This is a genomic window from Virgisporangium ochraceum, assembly GCF_016863655.1.
Classification (GTDB): Bacteria; Actinomycetota; Actinomycetes; order Mycobacteriales; family Micromonosporaceae; genus Virgisporangium; species Virgisporangium ochraceum.
On the sequence record NZ_BOPH01000010.1, the window covers coordinates 123962 to 142856 of the forward strand.

Consider the following 18895-nt stretch of genomic DNA (forward strand, 5'->3'; position numbering starts at 1 on the left):
ACGCCCACGCATCGGGCCTGCTCAGCGGTCACCGTACCGGGTGAATCCACCCATCGAGGTATGAATAAGGGTCACAGAATGGGTGGTGGGACGTATTTAGCTGCCTCACTGTGATCGGCCACGACCGCACCGACACGGGCCGCGACCGCCGCCACCTGAGCCGGCGCCGCCCCGACGAACGCGGCCGGATCGGCCACCAGCGTGTCGATCTCGGCGCGGGTCAGGCCCAGCCGCCCGTCGGCGGCAAGCCGGTCGAACAGGTCGTTGGCAGCGGCGCCCTTCTCCCGCATGCCCAGCGCCACCGCGACCGAGTGCTCCTTGATCACCTCGTGCGCGGTCTCCCGGCCGATGCCTTTCCGCACCGACGCGACGAGGATCTTCGTGGTTGCCAGGAACGGCAGGTACCGGTCGAGCTCGCGGGCGACGACCGCCGGGTAGGCGCCGAACTCGGCGAGAACAGTGAGAAATGTCAAATAGAGACCGTCGAGCGCGTAGAACGACCCCGGCAGGGCGACCCGGCGCACCACCGAACATGAGACGTCGCCCTCGTTCCACTGGTCGCCGGCCAGCTCGCCGGCCATCGACAGGTACCCGCGGAGCACCACGGCCAGCCCGTTCACCCGCTCGCACGAGCGGGTGTTCATCTTGTGCGGCATCGCCGACGAGCCCACCTGCCCGGGCCGGAACCCCTCGGTGGCCAGCTCCTGCCCGGCCATCAGCCGGATCGTCAGGGCCAGCGACGACGGTGCGCCGGCGGCCTGCACCAGCGCCGACACCACGTCGAGGTCGAGCGACCGCGGGTACACCTGGCCGACGCTGTCGAGCACCCGACCGAACCCGAGATGCCGGGCCACCCGCTCCTCGAGCGTCGCCACCCTGGTCGCGTCACCGTCGAAGAGGTCGAGCTGGTCCGCGGCCGTGCCCACCGGGCCCTTGATCCCGCGCAGCGGGTAGCGGTCGATCAGGTCCCGCAGCCGTTCGTAGGCGACCAGCAGCTCCTCCGCCGCCGTCGCGAAGCGCTTGCCCAGCGTGGTGGCCTGCGCGGGGACGTTGTGCGAGCGGCCCACCATCACCAGGTCGGTGTGCGCGACGGCGAGCTCGGCCAGCCGGGCCAGGGCGGCCACCACCCGGTCACGCACGAGCAGCAACCCCGCGCGGACCTGCAGCTGCTCGACGTTCTCGGTGAGGTCACGCGAGGTCATGCCCTTGTGGATGTGCTCGTGCCCGGCAAGCTCGGCGAACTCCTCGATGCGCGCCTTCACGTCGTGCCGGGTGACCCGCTCGCGGGCGGCGATGCTCGCCAGGTCGACGGTGTCGAGAACGGCACGGTAGGCGTCGACCACGCCGTCGGGCACCGGCACGCCAAGGTCGGCCTGTGCCTGCAGCACGGCCAGCCACAGCCGGCGCTCGGCCCGGATCTTCTCCTCGGGTGACCAGATGGTCACCATCTCGGGCGAGGCGTAACGGTTGGCGAGCACGTCAGGGATCACGCCGCCAATCTTCGCCTACCCCCGGGAGCGCAGCGGCAGGCGGCCGGGCGCGAAGCGTCCGTCGGGGTCGGCGGCCGCCTTGCGGCGCGCGGCGTCGGGAAGATCGGGATCGGACGCCCGCAGCGCGGCGTGCACGTCGGCCGGCCCGCGCAGCAGCGTGCACCAGCCGTCGCGGCCCGTCATCGTGTACCGGGTCGCCTCGATGACGCTCACCACGCGGCGCGGTGCGAGGTGACCCGGCAGCGACGCGACGATCACCCCGGCGCCCACCGACCCGCGCATCGAGGCGCTGCCGGCGGTGGCGTCGCGCAACGCGTACTCGACCGCGTTCAGCGCCGCCGGCGGCCCGCCCAGCCGGAGCAGGATGTCGTCGGGACCGCCGGGCAGCCGCCCCCACCACGCCGGTGGCTGCGGGAGCGGGCCCGCGTCGCCGCCGAGGAGGGTGGCGGCGGTACGGACGCGGTCGTGGGCGCCCGCCCCGGTCCCCTCGATCTGGACCACCACCGATCCCGGACCCGGCCGACGCGCGGCGGCACCGGCCGTGCGCTCCGTCGCCGGCCGCGGGATGCGCGCGAGCACCGGATCGGCGGCCGGCCAGTCTGCCTCGACGGCGGCGACACCGAGCGGCGTGGTCTCCATCAGCAGCATCAGCTCGAACAGCTCGGCCGGGTTGGACACCGAGCGGCGCAGCCACACGGTGGCCGGCGGGCGCGGATGCAGCCGCAACGTGACCGTGGCGATGATGCCCATGGTGCCGAGCGACCCGCACAGCGCGGCCGCCGCCAACCCGGAGACCGTGCGCACCGAACCCTCGGCGTCGACGTACCCGATCGCGTCGACCAGGTTGCCGACCGGACCGGTGAAGTGCCGCAGCGGACCGGTCTCGGCCGCCGCCAGCGCGCCGTCGACCGTGGCGCCGGCCCACATCGACGCCGGGTCGAGCGCGAGCCGCTGCCCGGTGGGCCGCAGCAACGGGTCGAGGTCGCGCAGCCGGGTGCCGGCGCCGACGGTGGCCGTGAGCGCGCCGGCCTCGTGCCGGTGCCACCCGGCCAGCCGCACCGTGTCGACGATGAGATCCACAGTGGACGGTGGGCCGCCCCAGTCGGCCTTCGTGCCGCCGCCCACCGGTACGACCGCCAGCTTGTCGTCGGCCGCGCGGCCGACCAGCGCGGCCAGCTCCTCGGCGCTGCCCGGGGTGGCGACGAACCCGGCCGGAACGCCCGCCACCGTGTCGCCGGAACCGGCCGCGCGCACGTGCGCCCGCCCGCAGATCTCCTGCAACTCCGCGAGCAACGCCACCGGCACCCCCTCTGGCCTGCCGGAGCTACCTTTCCAAGGTTCCGGCCCGGTCGCCATAGAACATATGTTCGAGAAGGCGGCACCGCAACCGGGATGACGGCGGTGACCGGTAACGTCTGCGGAGTGACGACGCAGCAGCCGCCCGTGGCGAAGAAGGTCCCCAGCGAGCGCACGCACCACGGCGACACGGTCGTCGACGAGTACGCGTGGCTGCTCTCCAAGGAGAACCCCGACACGATCGCGTACCTGACGGCCGAGAACGAGTACACCGAGGCGGCCACCGCCCACCTTGCCGGCCTCCGCGAGACGGTCTTCACCGAGATCAAGACCCGTACCAAGGAGACCGACCTGTCCCTGCCTGTGCGCAAGAAGGGACATTGGTACTACGCCCGCACCGAGGAGGGCAAACAGTACGCCATCCACTGCCGGCGGGCCGTGCTCGACGGTGAGACCGCCCCGCCGGTCCCCGCCGACGGTGCCCCTCTCGACGGCGAGGAGGTGATGCTCGACGGCAACGCCCTCGCCGGCGACAGCGAGTTCTTCGCGCTCGGCACCCTGAGCGTGAGCCCCGACGGGCAGCGCCTGGCCTACTCCACCGACTTCAGCGGCGACGAGCGGTTCACGCTCCGGATCAAGGACCTCGCCAGCGGCGAGACGCTCGCCGACGAGGTGCCCGGCGTGTTCTACGGATCGGCCTGGTCGGCCGACGGGTCCACGCTGTTCTACCTGACCGTCGACGACGCGTGGCGGCCGAACAAGGTGTGGCGGCACGTGGTCGGCACCCCGTCGTCGGACGACGTGGTGGTCTACGAGGAGCCCGACGAGCGGTTCTGGGTGGGCGTCGGGCTCACCCGGTCGGAGAAGTTCATCCTCGTCGAGTGCAGCAGCAAGATCACGAGTGAGGCCCGGTACATCCCGGCCGACGACCCGTCGGCGGAGCCGGTGCTGATCGCGCCGCGCCGCCAGGGCGTGGAGTACCACGTCGAGCACCACGGTCACCGGTTCCTGATCCTGCACAACGACGGCGCCGAGGACTTCGAGCTCGCGTACACGTCGGTCGACGCGCCCGGCGGCTGGACCACGCTGATCGAGCACCAGCCCGGCACCCGGCTGATCAGCGTCGACGCGCTGGCCCGCCACCTCGTGGTGTCGCTGCGCCGCGACGGTCTCACCGGGCTGCGCGTGGTGCCGCTCGACGGCGGCAGCGAGTACGACATCTCGTTCCCCGAGCCGATCTACACCGTCGAGCCGGGCGACAACGCCGAGTACGACACGTCGGTCTTCCGGCTCGCCTACACCTCGCTGGTTACCCCCGACTCGGTGTACGACTGCGACCTCGACACCGGCGCGCTCACCCTGCGCAAGCAGAAGCCCGTGCTGGGCGGGTTCGACCCGGAGCGGTACGAGCAGACGCGCGAGTGGGCCGTCGCCGACGACGGCACCAAGGTGCCGATCTCGCTGGTCTACAGGCGCGGCACCCCGCGCGACGGCAGCGCACCGGCGCTCATCTACGGCTACGGCTCGTACGAGGCGTCGATGGACCCGTGGTTCTCCATTCCGCGGCTGTCGCTGATCGACCGCGGCGTCGTGTACGCGGTCGCCCACATCCGCGGCGGCGGCGAGATGGGCCGGCGCTGGTACGAGGACGGCAAGCTGCTGGCGAAGCGGAACACGTTCACCGACTTCGTGGCGTGCGCCGAGCACCTGGTCAAGGCCGGCTGGACCAGCGCCGACAAGCTGATCGCCCGCGGTGGCTCCGCCGGCGGCCTGCTCATGGGCGCGGTGGCGAACCTGGCGCCGACGTCGTTCGCCGGGATCGTGGCGCAGGTGCCGTTCGTCGACCCGCTGAACACGATCCTCGACCCGTCGCTGCCGCTCACGGTGATCGAGTGGGAGGAGTGGGGCAATCCGCTGGAGAGCCCCGAGGTGTACGCGTACATGAAGGGGTACTCGCCGTACGAGAACGTCGCCGACCGCCAGTACCCGGCTCTGCTGGTCATGACGAGCCTGAACGACACCCGGGTGCTGTTCCACGAGCCGGCCAAGTGGGTCGCGAAGCTCCGAGCGACCGCGCCGGCCACGAACGTGCTCCTCAAGACCGAGATGGGCGCTGGGCACGGCGGGCCGAGCGGCCGCTACGACGCATGGAAGGAAGAGGCCTTCATGACGGCCTGGACCCTCGACCGCCTGGGCCTGGCCGGCTGACCCCCCGCCGCCGCCCCCACCTTCCCGTCGATCTTGCAGTTGTGGCCGCCCCTATTTCGTGATTTGAGCGATTTAGCGGCGGCCACCACTGCAAGATCGACGCGCGAACCGGAGCGCGGCGGGTTACAGGACGCGCGCGAGTACAGACGGGTCCACGTTGCCGCCCGAGATCACCGCTACCGCGGGGCCGGGGGGCAACACCTCCCTATGGGCCAGGTAGCCGGCCACCGAGACGGCACCGCTCGGTTCGGCGACGAGGCGCGAGCCCACGGCGATGCGCCCCATCGCGTCCTCGATCTGCTTCTCCGACACGGTGAGCATCTCGTCGACGTACGTCCGGAGGTGCGCGAACGTGCGCTCGGACAGGTTCGTCCGCAACCCGTCGGCGATCGTCCGGTAGGTCTTCTCCAACGGCCACTGGCGCAGTTCCCCGGCAGCGAAGCTCTCCGCCGCGTCCCCCGCGAGCTCCGGCTCGACCCCGACGACCGTGACGTCCGGACGCAGCGCCTTCACCGCGGCCGCGACCCCGCTCGCCAGGCCGCCGCCGCCGACGGGCACCAGCACGCACGCCACCTCGGCGAGATCGTCGAGGATCTCCAGGCCGACGGTGCCCTGGCCGGCGATCACGTCGGGGTGGTCGAACGGCGGGATCAGGCTCATGCCGCGGTCGGCGGCGATCGCGGCCGCCTCGGTGAGCCGCTCGGTGGCCCCGACCAGCACCACCTCGGCCCCGAGTGCCCGGGTCGCCGCGATCTTCGCGGGCAGGGCGGCGTCGGGCATCACGATCACGCACGGGATCCCGTAGTCGCGGGCGGCGTAGGCGAGGGCCTGCGCGTGGTTGCCGGAGGAGTGCGCGACCACGCCGTTCTTCTGCACGTCGGCCGGCAGCGACGCCACCGCGTGGTAGGCGCCGCGCAGCTTGAACGCGCCGATCGGCTGCAGGCTCTCCGGCTTCAGCCACAGCGGGCCGGCCCAGGGCGCGGCGATCAACGGGGTCCGGACCACGCGACCTTCGATGTTCCCGGCCGCTGCCCGTACGTCCGTCAATGTGACAAGATCCATGTCCGTGAGCCTAGGCCGCCGCGCGCCGGTGGCGGCGTCGTCGTGGGCCAGATCCAGCCCATTGGACGCGCATGAGCGTCCTCTGGTCGCCCGGTCGGCCCGGAGTCAGTAGGCTCACCTGCACCACTGGGCTTGCGTGATGTCAAGGGGAGAGGCCTGGTACTCATGGGGCTGTCGCTGCGGTACGCGGTGCGCACGGATCCGGGCCTGGTCCGGTCGTCCAACCAGGACTCCGTGTATGCGGGCCCGCGGCTGCTCGCCGTCGCCGACGGCATGGGCGGCATGGCCGCGGGCGACCTGGCCAGCAGCGTCGTCATCACCAAGCTGTCCGAGCTCGACCAGGACGTGCCCAACGAGGCGATGATCGGCGCTCTCGACGAAACCGTCGTCGCGGCCAACGACGAGCTGCGGCACGGCGTCGACGCCAACCCCGAGCTGCGGGGCATGGGCACCACGCTGACGGCTCTCCTCATCTCGGGCCGCACGATCGCGATGGTGCACATCGGCGACTCGCGGGCGTACCTCCTGCGCGAGGGGCGGCTGCGGCAGGTGACGAAGGACCACACCTACGTCCAGATGCTCGTCGACGAGGGTGCGATCACGGCCGAGGAGGCCAGCCACCACCCGCACCGGTCGCTGGTGACGCAGGTGCTGCAGGGCGAGCCGATCGAGCCCAACTACTCGGTGCGCGAGGCGGTGGCGGGCGACCGGTACCTGCTGTGCAGCGACGGGCTCAGCAACGTGGTCAGCATGGCCACGATGGGCGACGTCCTGCGCGACTACCGCGACCAGGAGGAGTGCGCCGAGCGTCTCATCGACCTGGCGCTGCGGGCCGGCGGTCCCGACAACATCACGGTGATCGTCGCCGACATCTGCGAGGTCGACGACACCGATCCCGACGCACTGCGCCCGCAGGCGGCGGTGTCGCACCGGGCCGACGAACCCAACGGCGAACGCCTGAGCCCGCGGCCGCGCACGGCGCCCACCCCCGAGCTGATCTCAGGGGACGCGCCGCCGTCGGCCGGCGGTGCCGGCGGCTCGTCGGGCCACCGGCTCACGGTGGTGCTGGTGGTGGTGCTCGTGGCGCTGCTCGCAGCCGCAGGTGTGTGGTACATCGCCACGGGGTAGCCGTCCCGCATGATCGAGAGCCCCGACCAGGAGCACGTCAGGCCGGCCGGCGTATCCGACGAGACCGTCGCCGGCCTGGGCAAGCTCACCGAGGCGCTGGAAACCGTCGAACGGGTCCGCGGCCACCTCTACTCCCTGCACCAGCTCACCGGTAAGGCCGACTTCCTGCTGGACGACACCGTCGCCCTGCTGCGCTCCGCCGGCCACGACGAGATCGCCGACCGGATCACCACGGACCTGGTGGGGCGCAACGTGATCGCCGGCCGCTGGACCTTTCAGATCGTCGAAGAGTACGACGACGGTTACTACGAGACGTTTCGGCAGCTGGAGCGGCTGGCCCGCGATACGCTTGCCGGCGGCCGGCGGCATCTGCACGAAGCCGAACTGAAGGAGCAACGGCGCTCCCACGGACGGCAGGGGCATGAAGCTCGGCCGTCCTGAATTTCTGTCGTACCCCCGTGACAGATTTGTGTCCCAGGTTACGTGTGCCCTGGGGCACACCTTCAGCTAATTCTCAGGCTACTGGGCGGAAGCTGAACCTATTGCGCCAGTTGCGATGCGGGTCGCGTCCGGGGGTAACCCCGGTAGCAAGTCAGGGGTTAAACCCGGATGCCCCGCTCGCCTCAGGCTCATAGCGTGTTTTACAGCCGGAATCAACCGGTGTCACGCAGGGGGAAGGGCACGAAGATGGACGAGTTGCTCGGGTCAGCCACGGAGCTGTCGACCGCGCTCGTGAGCGTCTTCGTCGGCTTCGCCCTGGTACTCGACTCGCTGCCGGTTCTCGGCATCCTGATTCCGGCCGACGTCGCCGTCCTGGCGGCCACCACCGCCCGCGGTCCGCTCGCGGGGCTCGCGGTGGTCGCGGCCGTCGTCGGCGGCACGCTCGCCGGGTGGACCGGTACCTTCCTGCTCGGGCGCTTCCTGGCCGGGCCGCTGCGGCGCAGCTGGCTGGGCCGGCGCATCGGGCAGGACCGGTGGGACAACGCGGAGAAGCTGGTCGCCAAGGGCGGTGGCCGGGTCGTCCTGGCCGCGCCGTTCCTGCCCATCTTCAACACGATCGTCCCGATCGCGGCGGGCAGCCTGCGCATGCCGTACCGGCGGTTCCTCGCCTACGCGGCGATCGGCTCGGCCCTGTGGGGCGCCGGGTACGTCACCCTGGGCCTGGTCGCCAACAGCCTGGGCAGCGCGGTCTTCGGCACCTCGAACATCTACACCACGCTGCTGTTCGGCGTGCCGGGGCTGGCGATCGGCTGGGTCACGCTGGCTCAGGTGCGGCGGCGGATGGCCGCCCCGTCCGAGTCGGCCGGCGAGGGCCGGGTCGTCGCCATCGTCGCGGCGGCCGCCACCAGCCAGCCCAGCGAGGTCACCAGCGCGGCCCGTTCGAGCGTCCCGGTCAGCAGGCCGCGGCCCACGATGAGCATCGCCAGGCCGGCGGCGGCGAGCAGGGGCACGGCGAGGCCGGCGCCCAGGCGGCTCGCGGTCCGCAGGCGGCCGGCGGTGGCGGTTCCGAGCGGTCCGGGCATCGACGCGGTGGTCGCCACCGGCGACGCGGTCCCGGCCGGGTCCGTGAGCACGGTGAGCGCCGAGAGCGACGGCAACGCCAGCACGATCATGGCCACCGCGGCCAACCCGAACCCGCCGATGCTGGCCACGGCGTGTGCGATGTCCTGGTGGCTGGCGCTCTCGTACGGCGGCAGGGGGCAGCCGGTGGTGCAGGGGACGGCTCCGGAGGTCGCCGCCAGCGGTGCCGCCAACGCCAGCGCGAGCACGGCGATCATTCCGGCGAGCCGGTCCAGGTCGAGGCGCCGGACCGTCTGGGCCACCCGGCGCGAGCACGCCTGAACCAGCGCCTGCCGCAGTCGGGAAAGCTGCCCTCGAAATCCCTGCCCTCGGCGGCCCGGAGACGGGTCCCTGGCAACCCTGAGAACTCCGTGGCCGGTGTCGTCCGAGAGGGCGGCGCCGGCCTCATTCGTCGGGGCGGGGCGGGCCTCGTTCCCGAGGGCGGGGTGAACGTCGTCCGCGAGGGCGAGGGGTATTTCCGCCAGGGCGGGGTGGGGCTCGGCCACCGCGGCGAGGGACCGGTCGGCGGGGCAAGGCTCGGCCGGCGCGGTTAAGGGCCGGTCGCCGGAGGCGGGGTCGAGGTCGTCCGCGGGTGTGGGGGTTTTTGCCTGCTTCGAGGGGTTGGCCCCGGTCCGTAGGCCCAGGTCGGACAGGTCGACACCCAGGTGAGCCCGCAGCGCCGCGGCCAGCAGGGCCAGAGCCGCCGCCACGGCGAACACCCCGGCCCGGTACAGGTCTGCCAGCGGCGCACCCGGCACGCCGGCCTCACTGACGTATCCGTAGCCCGTGCCCGTGGCCGCGCTGGCGACGACGACCGCCACCGTACCGGCCACCGCGCACACGCAGGCAGCGACCGCCAACCCCCTCACCGGGCCACGTCAGGGACGGGTGAGGCGGAGCTCGACGCGCATCGTGGTGCCGGCCTCGTCGGAGTCGACGCGCATCTCGTCGACCATGCAGGCGATGATCCAGAGGCCGCGGCCGCCCGACGCGCTCAGGTCGGGCCGGTGGTCCGGACGGGCGAACAGGAAACCATCGCCGTCGTCGGCGACCTCGCAGAACAGGGAACCGTCGACCCGCCACATGCGCAACCGGCCGCTGCCGCCGCCGTGACGGACGGCGTTCGTCGCCATCTCGTGTGCCACCAGCACCAGCTCGTTGACCCGGCCCGCCGCCAGCCCGAGCGCGCTGCCGTGAGCGGCCACCGCCGACCGCAGCGACACCAGGCTCGACGAGTCGAAGCGCTGCTCCAGCCCGTCGGGCGCCCGGCCCGACGCCCCACCGTCACTTTGGCTCTGCCAGCTAGCCGACATCACGGACGACCAGCTTGAGGGCAGCGATCTCGTCGCCGCCAAGGGCCCGGAGGACCTTGCCGACCGTGGATTGGCAGACCACCGTCATCAGCTTGCCCCCGACGAGCCCGTACGCGGTCTGCAGCACTACGCCCGCTGCCGCCACGTCGATGAAGCTTAGTGGTGCCAGGTTGAGAAAGAGATGGCTGTCCAGCCGCACCGCCTCGGACAGGGCGCGGGTCAACGGGTCGAGCCCCCGGTAGTCGAGCTCGCCCGCGATGCGGACACCCGGCGGGATGTGCTGGCGGCAGATCCGGAGGACGGCGTCGCTGTGGTAGGTCACCGCCGCCACACCCCGGCCGTGCACGGCCGACGCACCGGCGAGCGACACCGCGTCGAAGCCGGCCCGGTCGTACTGGCACACGGCGATCGCGGGACGGCTGGCCAGCAGCTCGTTGAACTGCACCTCGAACGTCAGCAGCTGCTCGAGGCCGCTCACCGGACGCAGCGCCCACACCATGTCCGACGAGATCCGCAGCCCGGGGTAGCCCTCGGCGAGCGCACCGTCGATGCGGGCGCGCAACCCGCGGATCACCTCGGCCGCGTCGAACGTTCCACCGGCGACGTAGGCGGACACGCTCGGCACCACCTCCAGCTGCCCGCTGCAGATGCTCGACTCGACCGGCAGCCCGCGCTCGGACAGCTCGTTGGACAGGTGGTCGGGGTCGAGGGTGTCGGTCAGGCAGACAACCTTGTCGCCACGGTCGAGACCGTCACGCACGAACGCCGCGACGATGTCCAGCCGCTCGTCTGCGTCGGTGAACGTGAGGCAGGCGTGGTCACCCGGCTCAAGCTCGTCGACGGTGGCTGGCTGCGCCATTGTCGTCCCCCTCTCCGGACAACCGATCACTGTATTCCAAGCGCGCCCGATCTTTACCCGCACAGGTGATCGTCGAACCGGTCGGACACGCGGTGCGATTCATTGCGGAGCGTGACTCACAAAATCCGGATCGTGCCTGTTCCTGGATACCGTGACGCGCCCGCGCTCCCGTGGCAGCCGGAGGCGACCGTCGATTCCGCCGAGGCTGCCGAGTTCATCCGACGGGTCCACACCGACCAGCCCGGGCTCGGACCAGCCGAACCGCGGCTGGCCGAGGTCGCCGCGGAGATCGCCGCCACGGGTACGTACACGCACACGCCGGCGGAGCTCACGCACGGCGCCAGACTGGCCTGGCGCAACGCCAGCCGGTGCATCGGCCGCCTCTACTGGAAGAGCCTCGTGGTCCGCGACCGCCGGCACGTCACCGGTGCCGACGAGATCTTCAGCGAGGTCGTCGACCACCTGCGCACCGCCGGTGACCGGGACCGGAAGGTCATCCGTCCGGTGATCACGATCTTCGCTCCCGCGGGGCCCCGGAAGCCGTACGCCCGGATCTGGAATGAACAGCTGGTGCGCTACGCCGGTTACCGGCGTCCGGACGGGTCGGTGCTCGGCGACCCGCGCTACGTCGACTTCACCACGGCGATGGCCGAACGGGGCTGGCAGGGCAAGCGCGAGGCGTTCGACGTGCTGCCGGTGGTGGTGCAGACCCCCGGCGACGGCGTGCGCGTGTTCGACCTGCCCGACGACGCCGTGTGGGAGGTGCCGCTCGCGCACCCCGACCTGCCGTGGTTCGGCGACCTCAACCTGCGGTGGCACGCGGTTCCGGCGATCTCCAACATGCGGCTGTCGATCGGTGGCGTCAACTACCCGCTCGCGCCGTTCAACGGCTGGTACCTGGGCACCGAGATCGGCGGCCGCAACCTCGCCGACGCCGACCGGTACAACCTGCTGCCCCTGATCGCGAAGCTGATGGGTCTCGACACCGGCACCGAACGGTCGCTGTGGCGCGACCGGGCGCTGATCGAGCTCAACCGGGCGGTGCTGTGGTCGTTCGACCGGGCCGGTGCGCGGATCAGCGACCACCACACCGAGTCGCGGCACTTCATCACCCACTGCGCCAAGGAGGAGAAGGCCGGCCGGGTCGTGCCGGCCGACTGGACCTGGATCGTGCCGCCCGTGTCCGGCGGCATCACGCCGGTCTTCCACCGCTACTACGCCGAGATCGACCAGCGCCCGAACTTCTACCTGGACGAGGACGCCCGCGACCTGGCCACCAGCGGACGGCCGCAGCTGCACCGGCCGTCGCCGCGCCCGTCGCCGCGCCCCCACCAGCACGCGCTCCACCAGCACCCGCAGCCGGCCCGGTGCCCGGCGCGCGGACGGGTGCCCACCCCCCGACTTCCACTCAGACCGGCCGTTCCGCAATCGAGATAGCGAGCGAAATAGCAAGCGAGATAGCAAAAGCGCACGAACCCGTCAGGCCCTCTGCCAAGGCCCTGTGCAGGCAATACAGTGTCCTTGATGACACAGTCGCCGGCCCTGCTGGCCGGGCGGTACCGCCTCCGCGACCCGCTCGGCACCGGCGGCATGGGACGGGTCTGGCTGGCCCGCGACGAGGTGCTGCACCGCGACGTCGCCATCAAGGAGGTCGACCCGCCGGCGGGCCTCAGCCTCGACGAACGCGAGGAGCTGCGCACCCGCACCCTGCGCGAGGCCCGCACGACGGCCCGGCTCAGCCACCCGAACGTCGTGCAGATCTACGACGTGCTCGGCGTCGACGACCGGCCGTGGATCGTCATGGAGTACGTCAGGTCCCGCAGCCTGCAGCAGATCCTGCAGGACGAGGGTGCGCTCCCGCCGGCGCGGGTGGCGGAGATCGGGCTCGCTGTCCTGCGGGCACTGGCCGCCGCACACGCGGCCGGCGTGCTGCACCGCGACATCAAGCCGGGCAACGTCCTCATCGCCGACGACGGGCGGGTGGTGCTCACCGACTTCGGCCTGGCCACGTTCCAGGGCGGCAAGTCCTCGGTCACCCGGCCCGGCCTGGTGTGGGGGTCGCCGGAGTACGTCGCGCCCGAGCGCGCCAAGCACGGGGTCTCCTCGGTCGAGGCCGACCTGTGGTCGCTGGGCGCCACGCTCTACGCCGCCGTCGAGGGGTCCTCCCCATACGCGCGGTCGACCGCGATGGCCTCGCTCACCGCGCTCGCCACCGAACGCCCGCCGACGCCCGGCCACGCCGGCCCGCTCAAGCCGGTGATCTCCGGTCTCCTCCGCAAGGACCCGCGGGCGCGGCTGCGGGCCAGCGAGGTCGAGCGGATCCTCATGCGCATCGCCGACGGCGAGAACCGGGTGCGGGCCGGCAGGCTCCTCCCCCGCCAGCGCACGGCACCAGCCACCAGAGAAGACCCGGACGGGCCGGCCGACTACGCCCTGCCCGAGCCGCCGCCGCCCGACGCGCCGGCACCACCGGCGAAGGCCGAGATCGCACCGGAGCCCGCGCTGCGCGGTCCCGGCCGACGTGCCTGGCTGATCGTCACCGCCGTGATCGTCGCGCTCGGCGTGTTCGCGGCCGCCGTCGTGCTGCTGGCCACCGACCGCCCCGACCGGACCGCGACCCCACCACCCGGATCCGCGACGCCGGCGCCCGTGTTCGTCGCACCGGCCAGCGCGCCGCCGAGCCTGCGCATGTCACCGCCCACGGGCTGGGCCTACTACGCGGAGGCCGGCCGGTTCGCCATGTTCGCCCCGGTGGGCTGGGAGGTGCGGCACAAGGGCACCGTCACCTCCCTGCACGAACCGACCGGCCCGAAGGTCATCGAGGTCGACCGGTGGCCGGCGCCGCCCGAGGGCTCGCTGGCCGCGGCACAGACCCGCAGCCAGGCGTGGACGAACGGCTCCGCCGGCGCACCGGCTGACTACGCCCTGATCCGGTTGGAGCCGGTGCAGTACTTCCGCAACCAGGGCCTGGAGTGGGAGTACACCTACAACGACCCCGGCCGGGGAGCCACCCGTACGGTCAGCCGCTGGTTCATCGCCGACGGCTACTGCTACTCCTTCTCGGTGCTCCTCCCCGCCTACGAACCGCTCGGCTACACGACCTACATCGCGGTGCTCGTCGGGGGCTTCTGGCCGGCGGGCACGTCCTAAGGCCCGTTGAGCAGCGCCGAGCCCAGCGGGGTGAGCGTGTGCAGCACGCTGTTGCCGCGCCTGGTGCTCAGGATCAGCCCGGCCCGCCGCAGCACCGTGGCGTGCTGGCTGGCGCCCGCCGGGCTGATCCGCAGCTTGCGCGCCACCTCGCCGGTGGTGCCGCCGCCGGCGAGCGCGGCGAGCACCGCGGCCCGGGTCTGCCCGAGGAGGTCGGCGAGGCCGTCGGGAACCGCGCGGTCCGCGTCGGCGCGCGGTGTGGTCGCGGGACCGGCGCCCGCCGGGTAGATCAGCACCGCCTGCCCGCCGGGCGGGAGGAAGATCTCCGGGACCCCGTGGCAGAAGACCGCGGGGACCACGTCGAGCCCGCGCCCGGCGAGGTCGTGCTCGACCACCGGGTCCGCCGGCGACCCACGCAGTTCCAGCACCGGAGGCGACCAGGACAGGCCCGGGTGCAGGGTGCCGAACAGCCGGTCGATCCCGCCCTCGACGAGCACCCGGGCCCGGCTGGCGTACTCGGCGTCGAGGTGCGCCCGCATCGCCGGCCAGTGCGGGGCGATGCCGGACTCGTACCCCACCGCGAGCAGGGCAGCCAGCCGGTTTGCCGGGCCGTGCTCACGCGGTCCCATAGATCTTGACCGACTCAGCGCGACCATCGCCTGTTCGACCGTGGCGGACGGCCCGAGGTAGGCGTAGAGCCCGGCGGCCGTTCCCGACGGCAGCGACCTGGCGGCGGCCGCGACCGACGGCAGCCGCGCCAGCACCCGGCGGCGCCACTCGCCGTACGGCCCCGCGTCGCGGGCGCCCAGCGCCTGCCCGACGGTCTGCAGCGCCAACAGTGTCTCGGCGAGCGGACCCAGGGTGCCGCGCAGGCGCACCCGGCCCAGATCGCTTGCGGAGAAACGCAGACGCAGCATTCACCCACCCCTGTTGTCCACTGTGGACGAAACAGAAGCCTTCTAGATAAGGGATTCATGAGACGGCCGGAAGGATGCATCACGAATCGGGGAATTCCGAGCGGCAGTTTCAGCCACCGCTGAAAGTCGTTGTTCCGCGCTCCGACCGGCCCTGACGCTGGCTGCTACGCCGCGGCTACCAGCCGCGACACCGATCGAGGAGTTGCCCATGCGCAGATCAGGAAAGGTGACGGCGGTCGGGTTGATCGCCGTTATGGTCCTGGGGGCGTGCGGAACATCCGGCAGCGAGGACAAGAACACGTCCTCGGCCGGATTCTCCGAGTGCGACAGCAAACCCAATACCTGCAACGCCGGAACGACCAAACCCGGCGGCTCGCTCACGCTGGTGATCGAGAAGAAGCTGCCGAACTGGAACGTGTTCGACAGCGACGGCAACACGTACGAGACCGGCCAGGTGATGGCCGGCATGCTGCCGGCACCGATCATCGTCAACCCCGACTCGACGGTGACCTGGAGCCGGGACCTCTTCGTCGAGGAGCCGAAGGTCGAGGGCGAGAGCCCGATGAAGGTCACGTTGAAGATCCGGCCCGAGGCCGTCTGGGACGACGGAACCCCGATCTCGGCCAAGGACTTCGAGGCGTTCTGGAAGTGGAACAACGGCCGCGACTGCCCGGACTGCACCCCCGCGGCCACCGCCGGCTACGACGGCATCTCGGCGGTGACCGGGTCGGACAACGACCGCACCGTGACGCTGACCTTCGACAACCCGTACCCGGACTGGATGAGCCTGTTCAACTTCCTGTACCCGGCGCACATCGCCGCGAAAGCGGGCGACCTCGGCACGCCGGCCGGGCTCAAGGCCTCGTTCGACGCGTTCAAGGCGGCACCGCCCACCTGGTCCGGCGGCCCCTTCAAGATCGCCGAGAACAAGCAGGACGAGTCGGTGACGCTGGTGCCGAACGAGAAGTGGTACGGCCAGACCAAGCCGTCGCTGGAGAAGGTCATCTTCCGGATCGTCGAAGACCAGGCCCAGCACCCGGTCGCGCTGCGCAACAAGGAGGTGCAGGCGCTCCTCTCCCAGCCGAACGAGGACCTCGTCAACCAGATCAAGAACCTGCCCGGCGTGAACTTCAACCTGGCCAAGGGCCCGAACTGGGAGCACGTCGACGCCAACCTGGAGAACAGGTTCCTGAAGAACATGGCGCTGCGGCAGGCCATCTTCACCGCGATCGACCGCAAGGCGATCATCGAGCGCACCGTCGGGCGGTTCTTCCCCGGCGCCGAGCCGCTGAACAACCACATCTTCATGCCCGGCACCGAGGGCTACAAGGACCACGTGACGGCCACCGGCCAGGGCTCCGGTGACCTCGACAAGGCCAAGAAGATCCTCACCGACGCCGGCTACCGGCTCGACGGCGGCAAGCTGATCACGCCACAGGGCGAACCGGTGGCGCCGCTGCGCTTCCGGTTCACGACCGGCAACGCGTTGCGGCAGCAGACCGCCGAACTGATCCAGGCGAACCTCGCCAACATCGGCGTGACGATCACGATCGATCCGACCGACCGGCTCGGCAACACCCTCGAGACCGGCGACTTCGACCTCATCATCTTCGGCTGGGTCGGCTCGTCGTTCACCTCCGACAAGAAGGACCTGTTCAGCACGAACGCCGGCGGCAACTACGGCAACTGGTCGAACAAGGAAGCCGACGCGCTGATGGAGGAGGGCGCGCGCACGCTCGACGCCAAGAAGGCGCGCGACCTGTTCAACCAGGCGGATGAGATCATGACGAAGGAGGCGTACAACCTGCCGCTGTTCCAGAAGGCTGTGCTCCTTGCGGTCTACTCGGACTTCGCGAACGTCCGCAACAACGCGACGAGTGCCGGCCCGACCTACAACATGCAGGAGTGGGGCCTGCGCGCCTGACCGTTGGGACGCCCCTCCGCCGACCGTTCGGACAATCAGTCACCCGCGCAGACCTGATCCACGTCGTGTAACCGACAAGCATCGTTTAGGTAGAGACCGATGCTTGCGGCGAACTTCAGGGTAGGGCGATGCGTAGGCATTGATGGTGGTCCTGGTTGGGGGAAGGGATCCAGTGGTCGGATACGGCGGAACCGGTCATCCGGTACGACACCGGGTGGCCGGTTCGGCATGACCGTTTCGACCGACGACCCCGTGCTGGAGTGGTTCGACCACACCGCGAACGCCGTCGATCTGAGTGGCGCGGTCAGCCCGCCCGAGGCCAGCCGGATCTGGGCGGTGACCTGGCTCGCTGCGCGCCGGGCGGTCCGCGACATCCGCCGTGGGCGGGCCGCGCCGGCGGCGCTGGTCACCGCCGTCCAGAACGTTCTGGAGACGCTCGTGCCGGCCGCCGCCCAGCCGTTGGCCGCCGCCGCGGCCGCGACCCTCGACCGGCTCGGTCGCGACCAGTTGTTCGCCCGCCGCGCCGTCGCCCGGGGCATCGACGCCGGCCGGCTCGCCGCCGACGACGTCCTGGCCGAGCGGTCCGACGACGGTCCGCACCCGGCGGCGTGGCGGCCGTACCTCATCGCGTCGCCGGCGCACGTCGCGCCGGAGCCGCCGCCCGGTCCCGAGCACCCCGACTACGCCCGCGACCTGGCGGAGGTCCGCACGCTCGGATCGGCCGACAGCGCCGCGCGCACCCCGGAGCAGACGGAGGTGGCCCGGTTCTGGACCCAGCCGTCGCTGGCGACGTACACCCCGGCGGTCCGGGCCGCCCTGGCCGCGCTCGACGCGCCGATCCTCGAGCGGGTCGGGCTGGTCGCGGTCCTGCACGTGGTGACGCTCGACGCGCAGATCATCGGGTACGCCGCCGGGGAGCGGCATCCGCGGTGGCGGCCGGCGCGGGCGCTGGGCGGTCCGGCCCGCTCGGTGTGGACGCCGCTCGTGCAGCCCGAACCCGGCGAGCCGGAGTTCCCGTGCCTGCACACCACGTACGCGGGCGCCGCGGAGATCGTGCTGACCGCGCTCGCCGGTCACCCGGCGACGCCGTTGCGGGTGGGCGGGCGCTCGTTCACCGACTGGCGGCAGCTCACCGCGGAGTGCGTCGAAGCCGGCGTATGGGCCGGACTCCACCTGCGCACGTCGGCGGAGGCCGGCGCGGCGCTCGGCCGGCGGGTGGCGTTCCGGTGCCTGAGCCGGTGGTCCGGCCACTCGGTCTGAGCTTTCCCCGGTAAGGGGCTTTGGATGTGACGGCGCTTACTGCTCGCGATCTTCGGCGGGTGTCCAATGAGCGCGTGCTGGGAGTCACCGATCTCTGGACCTACGTCGTCGGCACCGTCGCGATCATCCTGCTGCCGGGGCCGAACGCTCTGTACGTGCTGACCACCGCCGCGAAGCGCGGCGTCGCCGACGGCTACCGGGCCGCGTCGGGCGTCTTCGTCGGAGACGCGGTGCTGATGGTCCTCTCGGCGGCGGGCGTCGCGTCGCTCCTGAAGGCGTACCCGCCGGTGTTCACGCTGGTCAAGTACCTGGGTGCGGCGTACTTGGTGTGGCTGGGGATCGGGATGATCCGCGGCGCGTGGCGGCGGCCTTCCCTGCCCGCGGCTTCCGAGGCCCGGCCCGCCGAGAACCCGTTCCGCAAGGCGCTGGTCGTGAGCCTGCTGAACCCGAAGGCGATCCTGTTCTTCGTCTCTTTCTTCATCCAGTTCGTCGACCCGGCCTACCCGTACCCGGCGGTGTCGTTCCTCCTGCTCGGCGCGATCGCGAGCCTGACCAGCGCGCTGTACCTGAGCCTGCTGATCTTCACGGGTACGTTCCTCGCCACGCAGTTCCGCCGCCGGCGGCGGCTCTCGGCGGGCATGACGAGCGTCGTGGGCGCGGTGTTCCTCGGCTTCGGTCTGCGACTCGCGTCAGGCTAATGGCGCTGGGGGTTCGGGTGTCTGTTGATCGTT

Annotated in this window: 15 protein-coding genes; 9 read left to right on the forward strand and 6 right to left on the reverse strand. The window is 71.6% G+C overall.

Annotated elements, in window-relative coordinates; all coding sequences use genetic code 11:
• Nucleotides 1–71: 71 nt before the first annotated feature.
• Both purB and Voc01_RS04125 read right to left on the reverse strand, forming a co-directional pair.
• Nucleotides 72–1490, reverse strand: a complete 1419-nt coding sequence (gene purB, locus Voc01_RS04120; protein WP_203925884.1) for an adenylosuccinate lyase — start codon at nucleotides 1488–1490, stop codon at nucleotides 72–74.
• A 15-nt stretch (nucleotides 1491–1505) separates the two neighbouring features.
• A complete protein-coding gene (locus tag Voc01_RS04125; RefSeq protein ID WP_203925885.1) occupies nucleotides 1506–2789 on the reverse strand; it encodes an FAD-binding oxidoreductase in 1284 nt (427 codons plus the stop codon).
• A gap of 123 nt (nucleotides 2790–2912) precedes the next feature.
• On the opposite strand from Voc01_RS04125, the gene Voc01_RS04130 reads away from it, so the two are divergent.
• Nucleotides 2913–4994, forward strand: coding sequence for a S9 family peptidase (locus Voc01_RS04130; RefSeq protein ID WP_203925886.1), 2082 nt, complete (start codon nucleotides 2913–2915; stop codon nucleotides 4992–4994).
• Nucleotides 4995–5117: 123 nt separating this feature from the next.
• Here Voc01_RS04130 and Voc01_RS04135 read toward each other — a convergent pair whose 3' ends face one another.
• Nucleotides 5118–6056: a threonine ammonia-lyase gene (locus Voc01_RS04135; RefSeq protein WP_203925887.1), complete on the reverse strand. Its 939-nt coding sequence runs from the start codon at nucleotides 6054–6056 to the stop codon at nucleotides 5118–5120.
• 165 nt (nucleotides 6057–6221) lie between these two features.
• On the opposite strand from Voc01_RS04135, the gene Voc01_RS04140 reads away from it, so the two are divergent.
• The 3 genes from Voc01_RS04140 to Voc01_RS04150 all read left to right on the forward strand — a co-directional run bounded on the left by Voc01_RS04140 (nucleotide 6222) and on the right by Voc01_RS04150 (nucleotide 9026).
• Nucleotides 6222–7184, forward strand: coding sequence for a PP2C family protein-serine/threonine phosphatase (locus Voc01_RS04140; RefSeq protein WP_203925888.1), 963 nt, complete (start codon nucleotides 6222–6224; stop codon nucleotides 7182–7184).
• Between the two features lie 9 nt (nucleotides 7185–7193).
• Nucleotides 7194–7625 carry a hypothetical protein gene (locus Voc01_RS04145; protein WP_203925889.1) on the forward strand — a complete coding sequence of 144 codons (432 nt, stop codon included), beginning with the start codon at nucleotides 7194–7196 and terminating at the stop codon, nucleotides 7623–7625.
• Between the two features lie 246 nt (nucleotides 7626–7871).
• Entirely contained in the window at nucleotides 7872–9026 is a 1155-nt protein-coding gene (locus Voc01_RS04150) for a DedA family protein (protein ID WP_203925890.1), read from the forward strand.
• Nucleotides 9027–9622: 596 nt separating this feature from the next.
• On the opposite strand, the gene Voc01_RS04155 is transcribed toward Voc01_RS04150, so the two are convergent.
• Together Voc01_RS04155 and Voc01_RS04160 are read right to left on the reverse strand one after the other, a co-directional pair.
• Nucleotides 9623–10057, reverse strand: coding sequence for an ATP-binding protein (locus Voc01_RS04155; RefSeq protein ID WP_239159934.1), 435 nt, complete (start codon nucleotides 10055–10057; stop codon nucleotides 9623–9625).
• Nucleotides 10047–10916 (reverse strand): MEDS domain-containing protein, encoded by an 870-nt coding sequence (locus Voc01_RS04160; RefSeq protein ID WP_203925892.1) that lies wholly within the window; start codon nucleotides 10914–10916, stop codon nucleotides 10047–10049. The genes Voc01_RS04155 and Voc01_RS04160 overlap by 11 nt, the downstream gene beginning before the upstream one ends.
• 132 nt (nucleotides 10917–11048) lie before the next feature.
• Here Voc01_RS04160 and Voc01_RS04165 point away from each other — a divergent pair, with 132 nt between their 5' ends.
• Together Voc01_RS04165 and Voc01_RS04170 are read left to right on the forward strand one after the other, a co-directional pair.
• A complete protein-coding gene (locus Voc01_RS04165) occupies nucleotides 11049–12353 on the forward strand; it encodes a nitric oxide synthase oxygenase (protein ID WP_203925893.1) in 1305 nt (434 codons plus the stop codon).
• 87 nt (nucleotides 12354–12440) lie between these two features.
• Nucleotides 12441–14066 (forward strand): serine/threonine-protein kinase, encoded by a 1626-nt coding sequence (locus Voc01_RS04170; protein ID WP_203925894.1) that lies wholly within the window; start codon nucleotides 12441–12443, stop codon nucleotides 14064–14066.
• Here Voc01_RS04170 and Voc01_RS04175 read toward each other — a convergent pair.
• Nucleotides 14063–14980: a helix-turn-helix domain-containing protein gene (locus Voc01_RS04175; RefSeq protein ID WP_203925895.1), complete on the reverse strand. Its 918-nt coding sequence runs from the start codon at nucleotides 14978–14980 to the stop codon at nucleotides 14063–14065. The two genes, Voc01_RS04170 and Voc01_RS04175, sit on opposite strands and share 4 nt — an antisense overlap.
• A gap of 208 nt (nucleotides 14981–15188) precedes the next feature.
• Here Voc01_RS04175 and Voc01_RS04180 point away from each other — a divergent pair, with 208 nt between their 5' ends.
• The 3 genes from Voc01_RS04180 to leuE all read left to right on the forward strand — a co-directional run bounded on the left by Voc01_RS04180 (nucleotide 15189) and on the right by leuE (nucleotide 18862).
• Nucleotides 15189–16904 (forward strand): ABC transporter family substrate-binding protein, encoded by a 1716-nt coding sequence (locus tag Voc01_RS04180; RefSeq protein WP_203925896.1) that lies wholly within the window; start codon nucleotides 15189–15191, stop codon nucleotides 16902–16904.
• A gap of 228 nt (nucleotides 16905–17132) precedes the next feature.
• Nucleotides 17133–18164: a vanadium-dependent haloperoxidase gene (locus Voc01_RS04185; RefSeq protein WP_203925897.1), complete on the forward strand. Its 1032-nt coding sequence runs from the start codon at nucleotides 17133–17135 to the stop codon at nucleotides 18162–18164.
• Nucleotides 18165–18223: 59 nt separating this feature from the next.
• Nucleotides 18224–18862: a leucine efflux protein LeuE gene (gene leuE / locus Voc01_RS04190; protein ID WP_239159929.1), complete on the forward strand. Its 639-nt coding sequence runs from the start codon at nucleotides 18224–18226 to the stop codon at nucleotides 18860–18862.
• Nucleotides 18863–18895: the final 33 nt, after the last annotated feature.

Coding starts and splice junctions, on each gene's coding strand:
- Voc01_RS04135 (WP_203925887.1), bottom strand. CDS start 6,056: ATGGATCTTGTCACATTGACGGACGTACGGGCAGCGGCCGGGAACATC.
- Voc01_RS04140 (WP_203925888.1), top strand. CDS start 6,222: ATGGGGCTGTCGCTGCGGTACGCGGTGCGCACGGATCCGGGCCTGGTC.
- Voc01_RS04145 (WP_203925889.1), top strand. CDS start 7,194: ATGATCGAGAGCCCCGACCAGGAGCACGTCAGGCCGGCCGGCGTATCC.
- Voc01_RS04150 (WP_203925890.1), top strand. CDS start 7,872: ATGGACGAGTTGCTCGGGTCAGCCACGGAGCTGTCGACCGCGCTCGTG.
- Voc01_RS04155 (WP_239159934.1), bottom strand. CDS start 10,057: ATGTCGGCTAGCTGGCAGAGCCAAAGTGACGGTGGGGCGTCGGGCCGG.
- Voc01_RS04160 (WP_203925892.1), bottom strand. CDS start 10,916: ATGGCGCAGCCAGCCACCGTCGACGAGCTTGAGCCGGGTGACCACGCC.
- Voc01_RS04170 (WP_203925894.1), top strand. CDS start 12,441: ATGACACAGTCGCCGGCCCTGCTGGCCGGGCGGTACCGCCTCCGCGAC.
- Voc01_RS04175 (WP_203925895.1), bottom strand. CDS start 14,980: ATGCTGCGTCTGCGTTTCTCCGCAAGCGATCTGGGCCGGGTGCGCCTG.
- Voc01_RS04180 (WP_203925896.1), top strand. CDS start 15,189: ATGCGCAGATCAGGAAAGGTGACGGCGGTCGGGTTGATCGCCGTTATG.
- Voc01_RS04185 (WP_203925897.1), top strand. CDS start 17,133: ATGACCGTTTCGACCGACGACCCCGTGCTGGAGTGGTTCGACCACACC.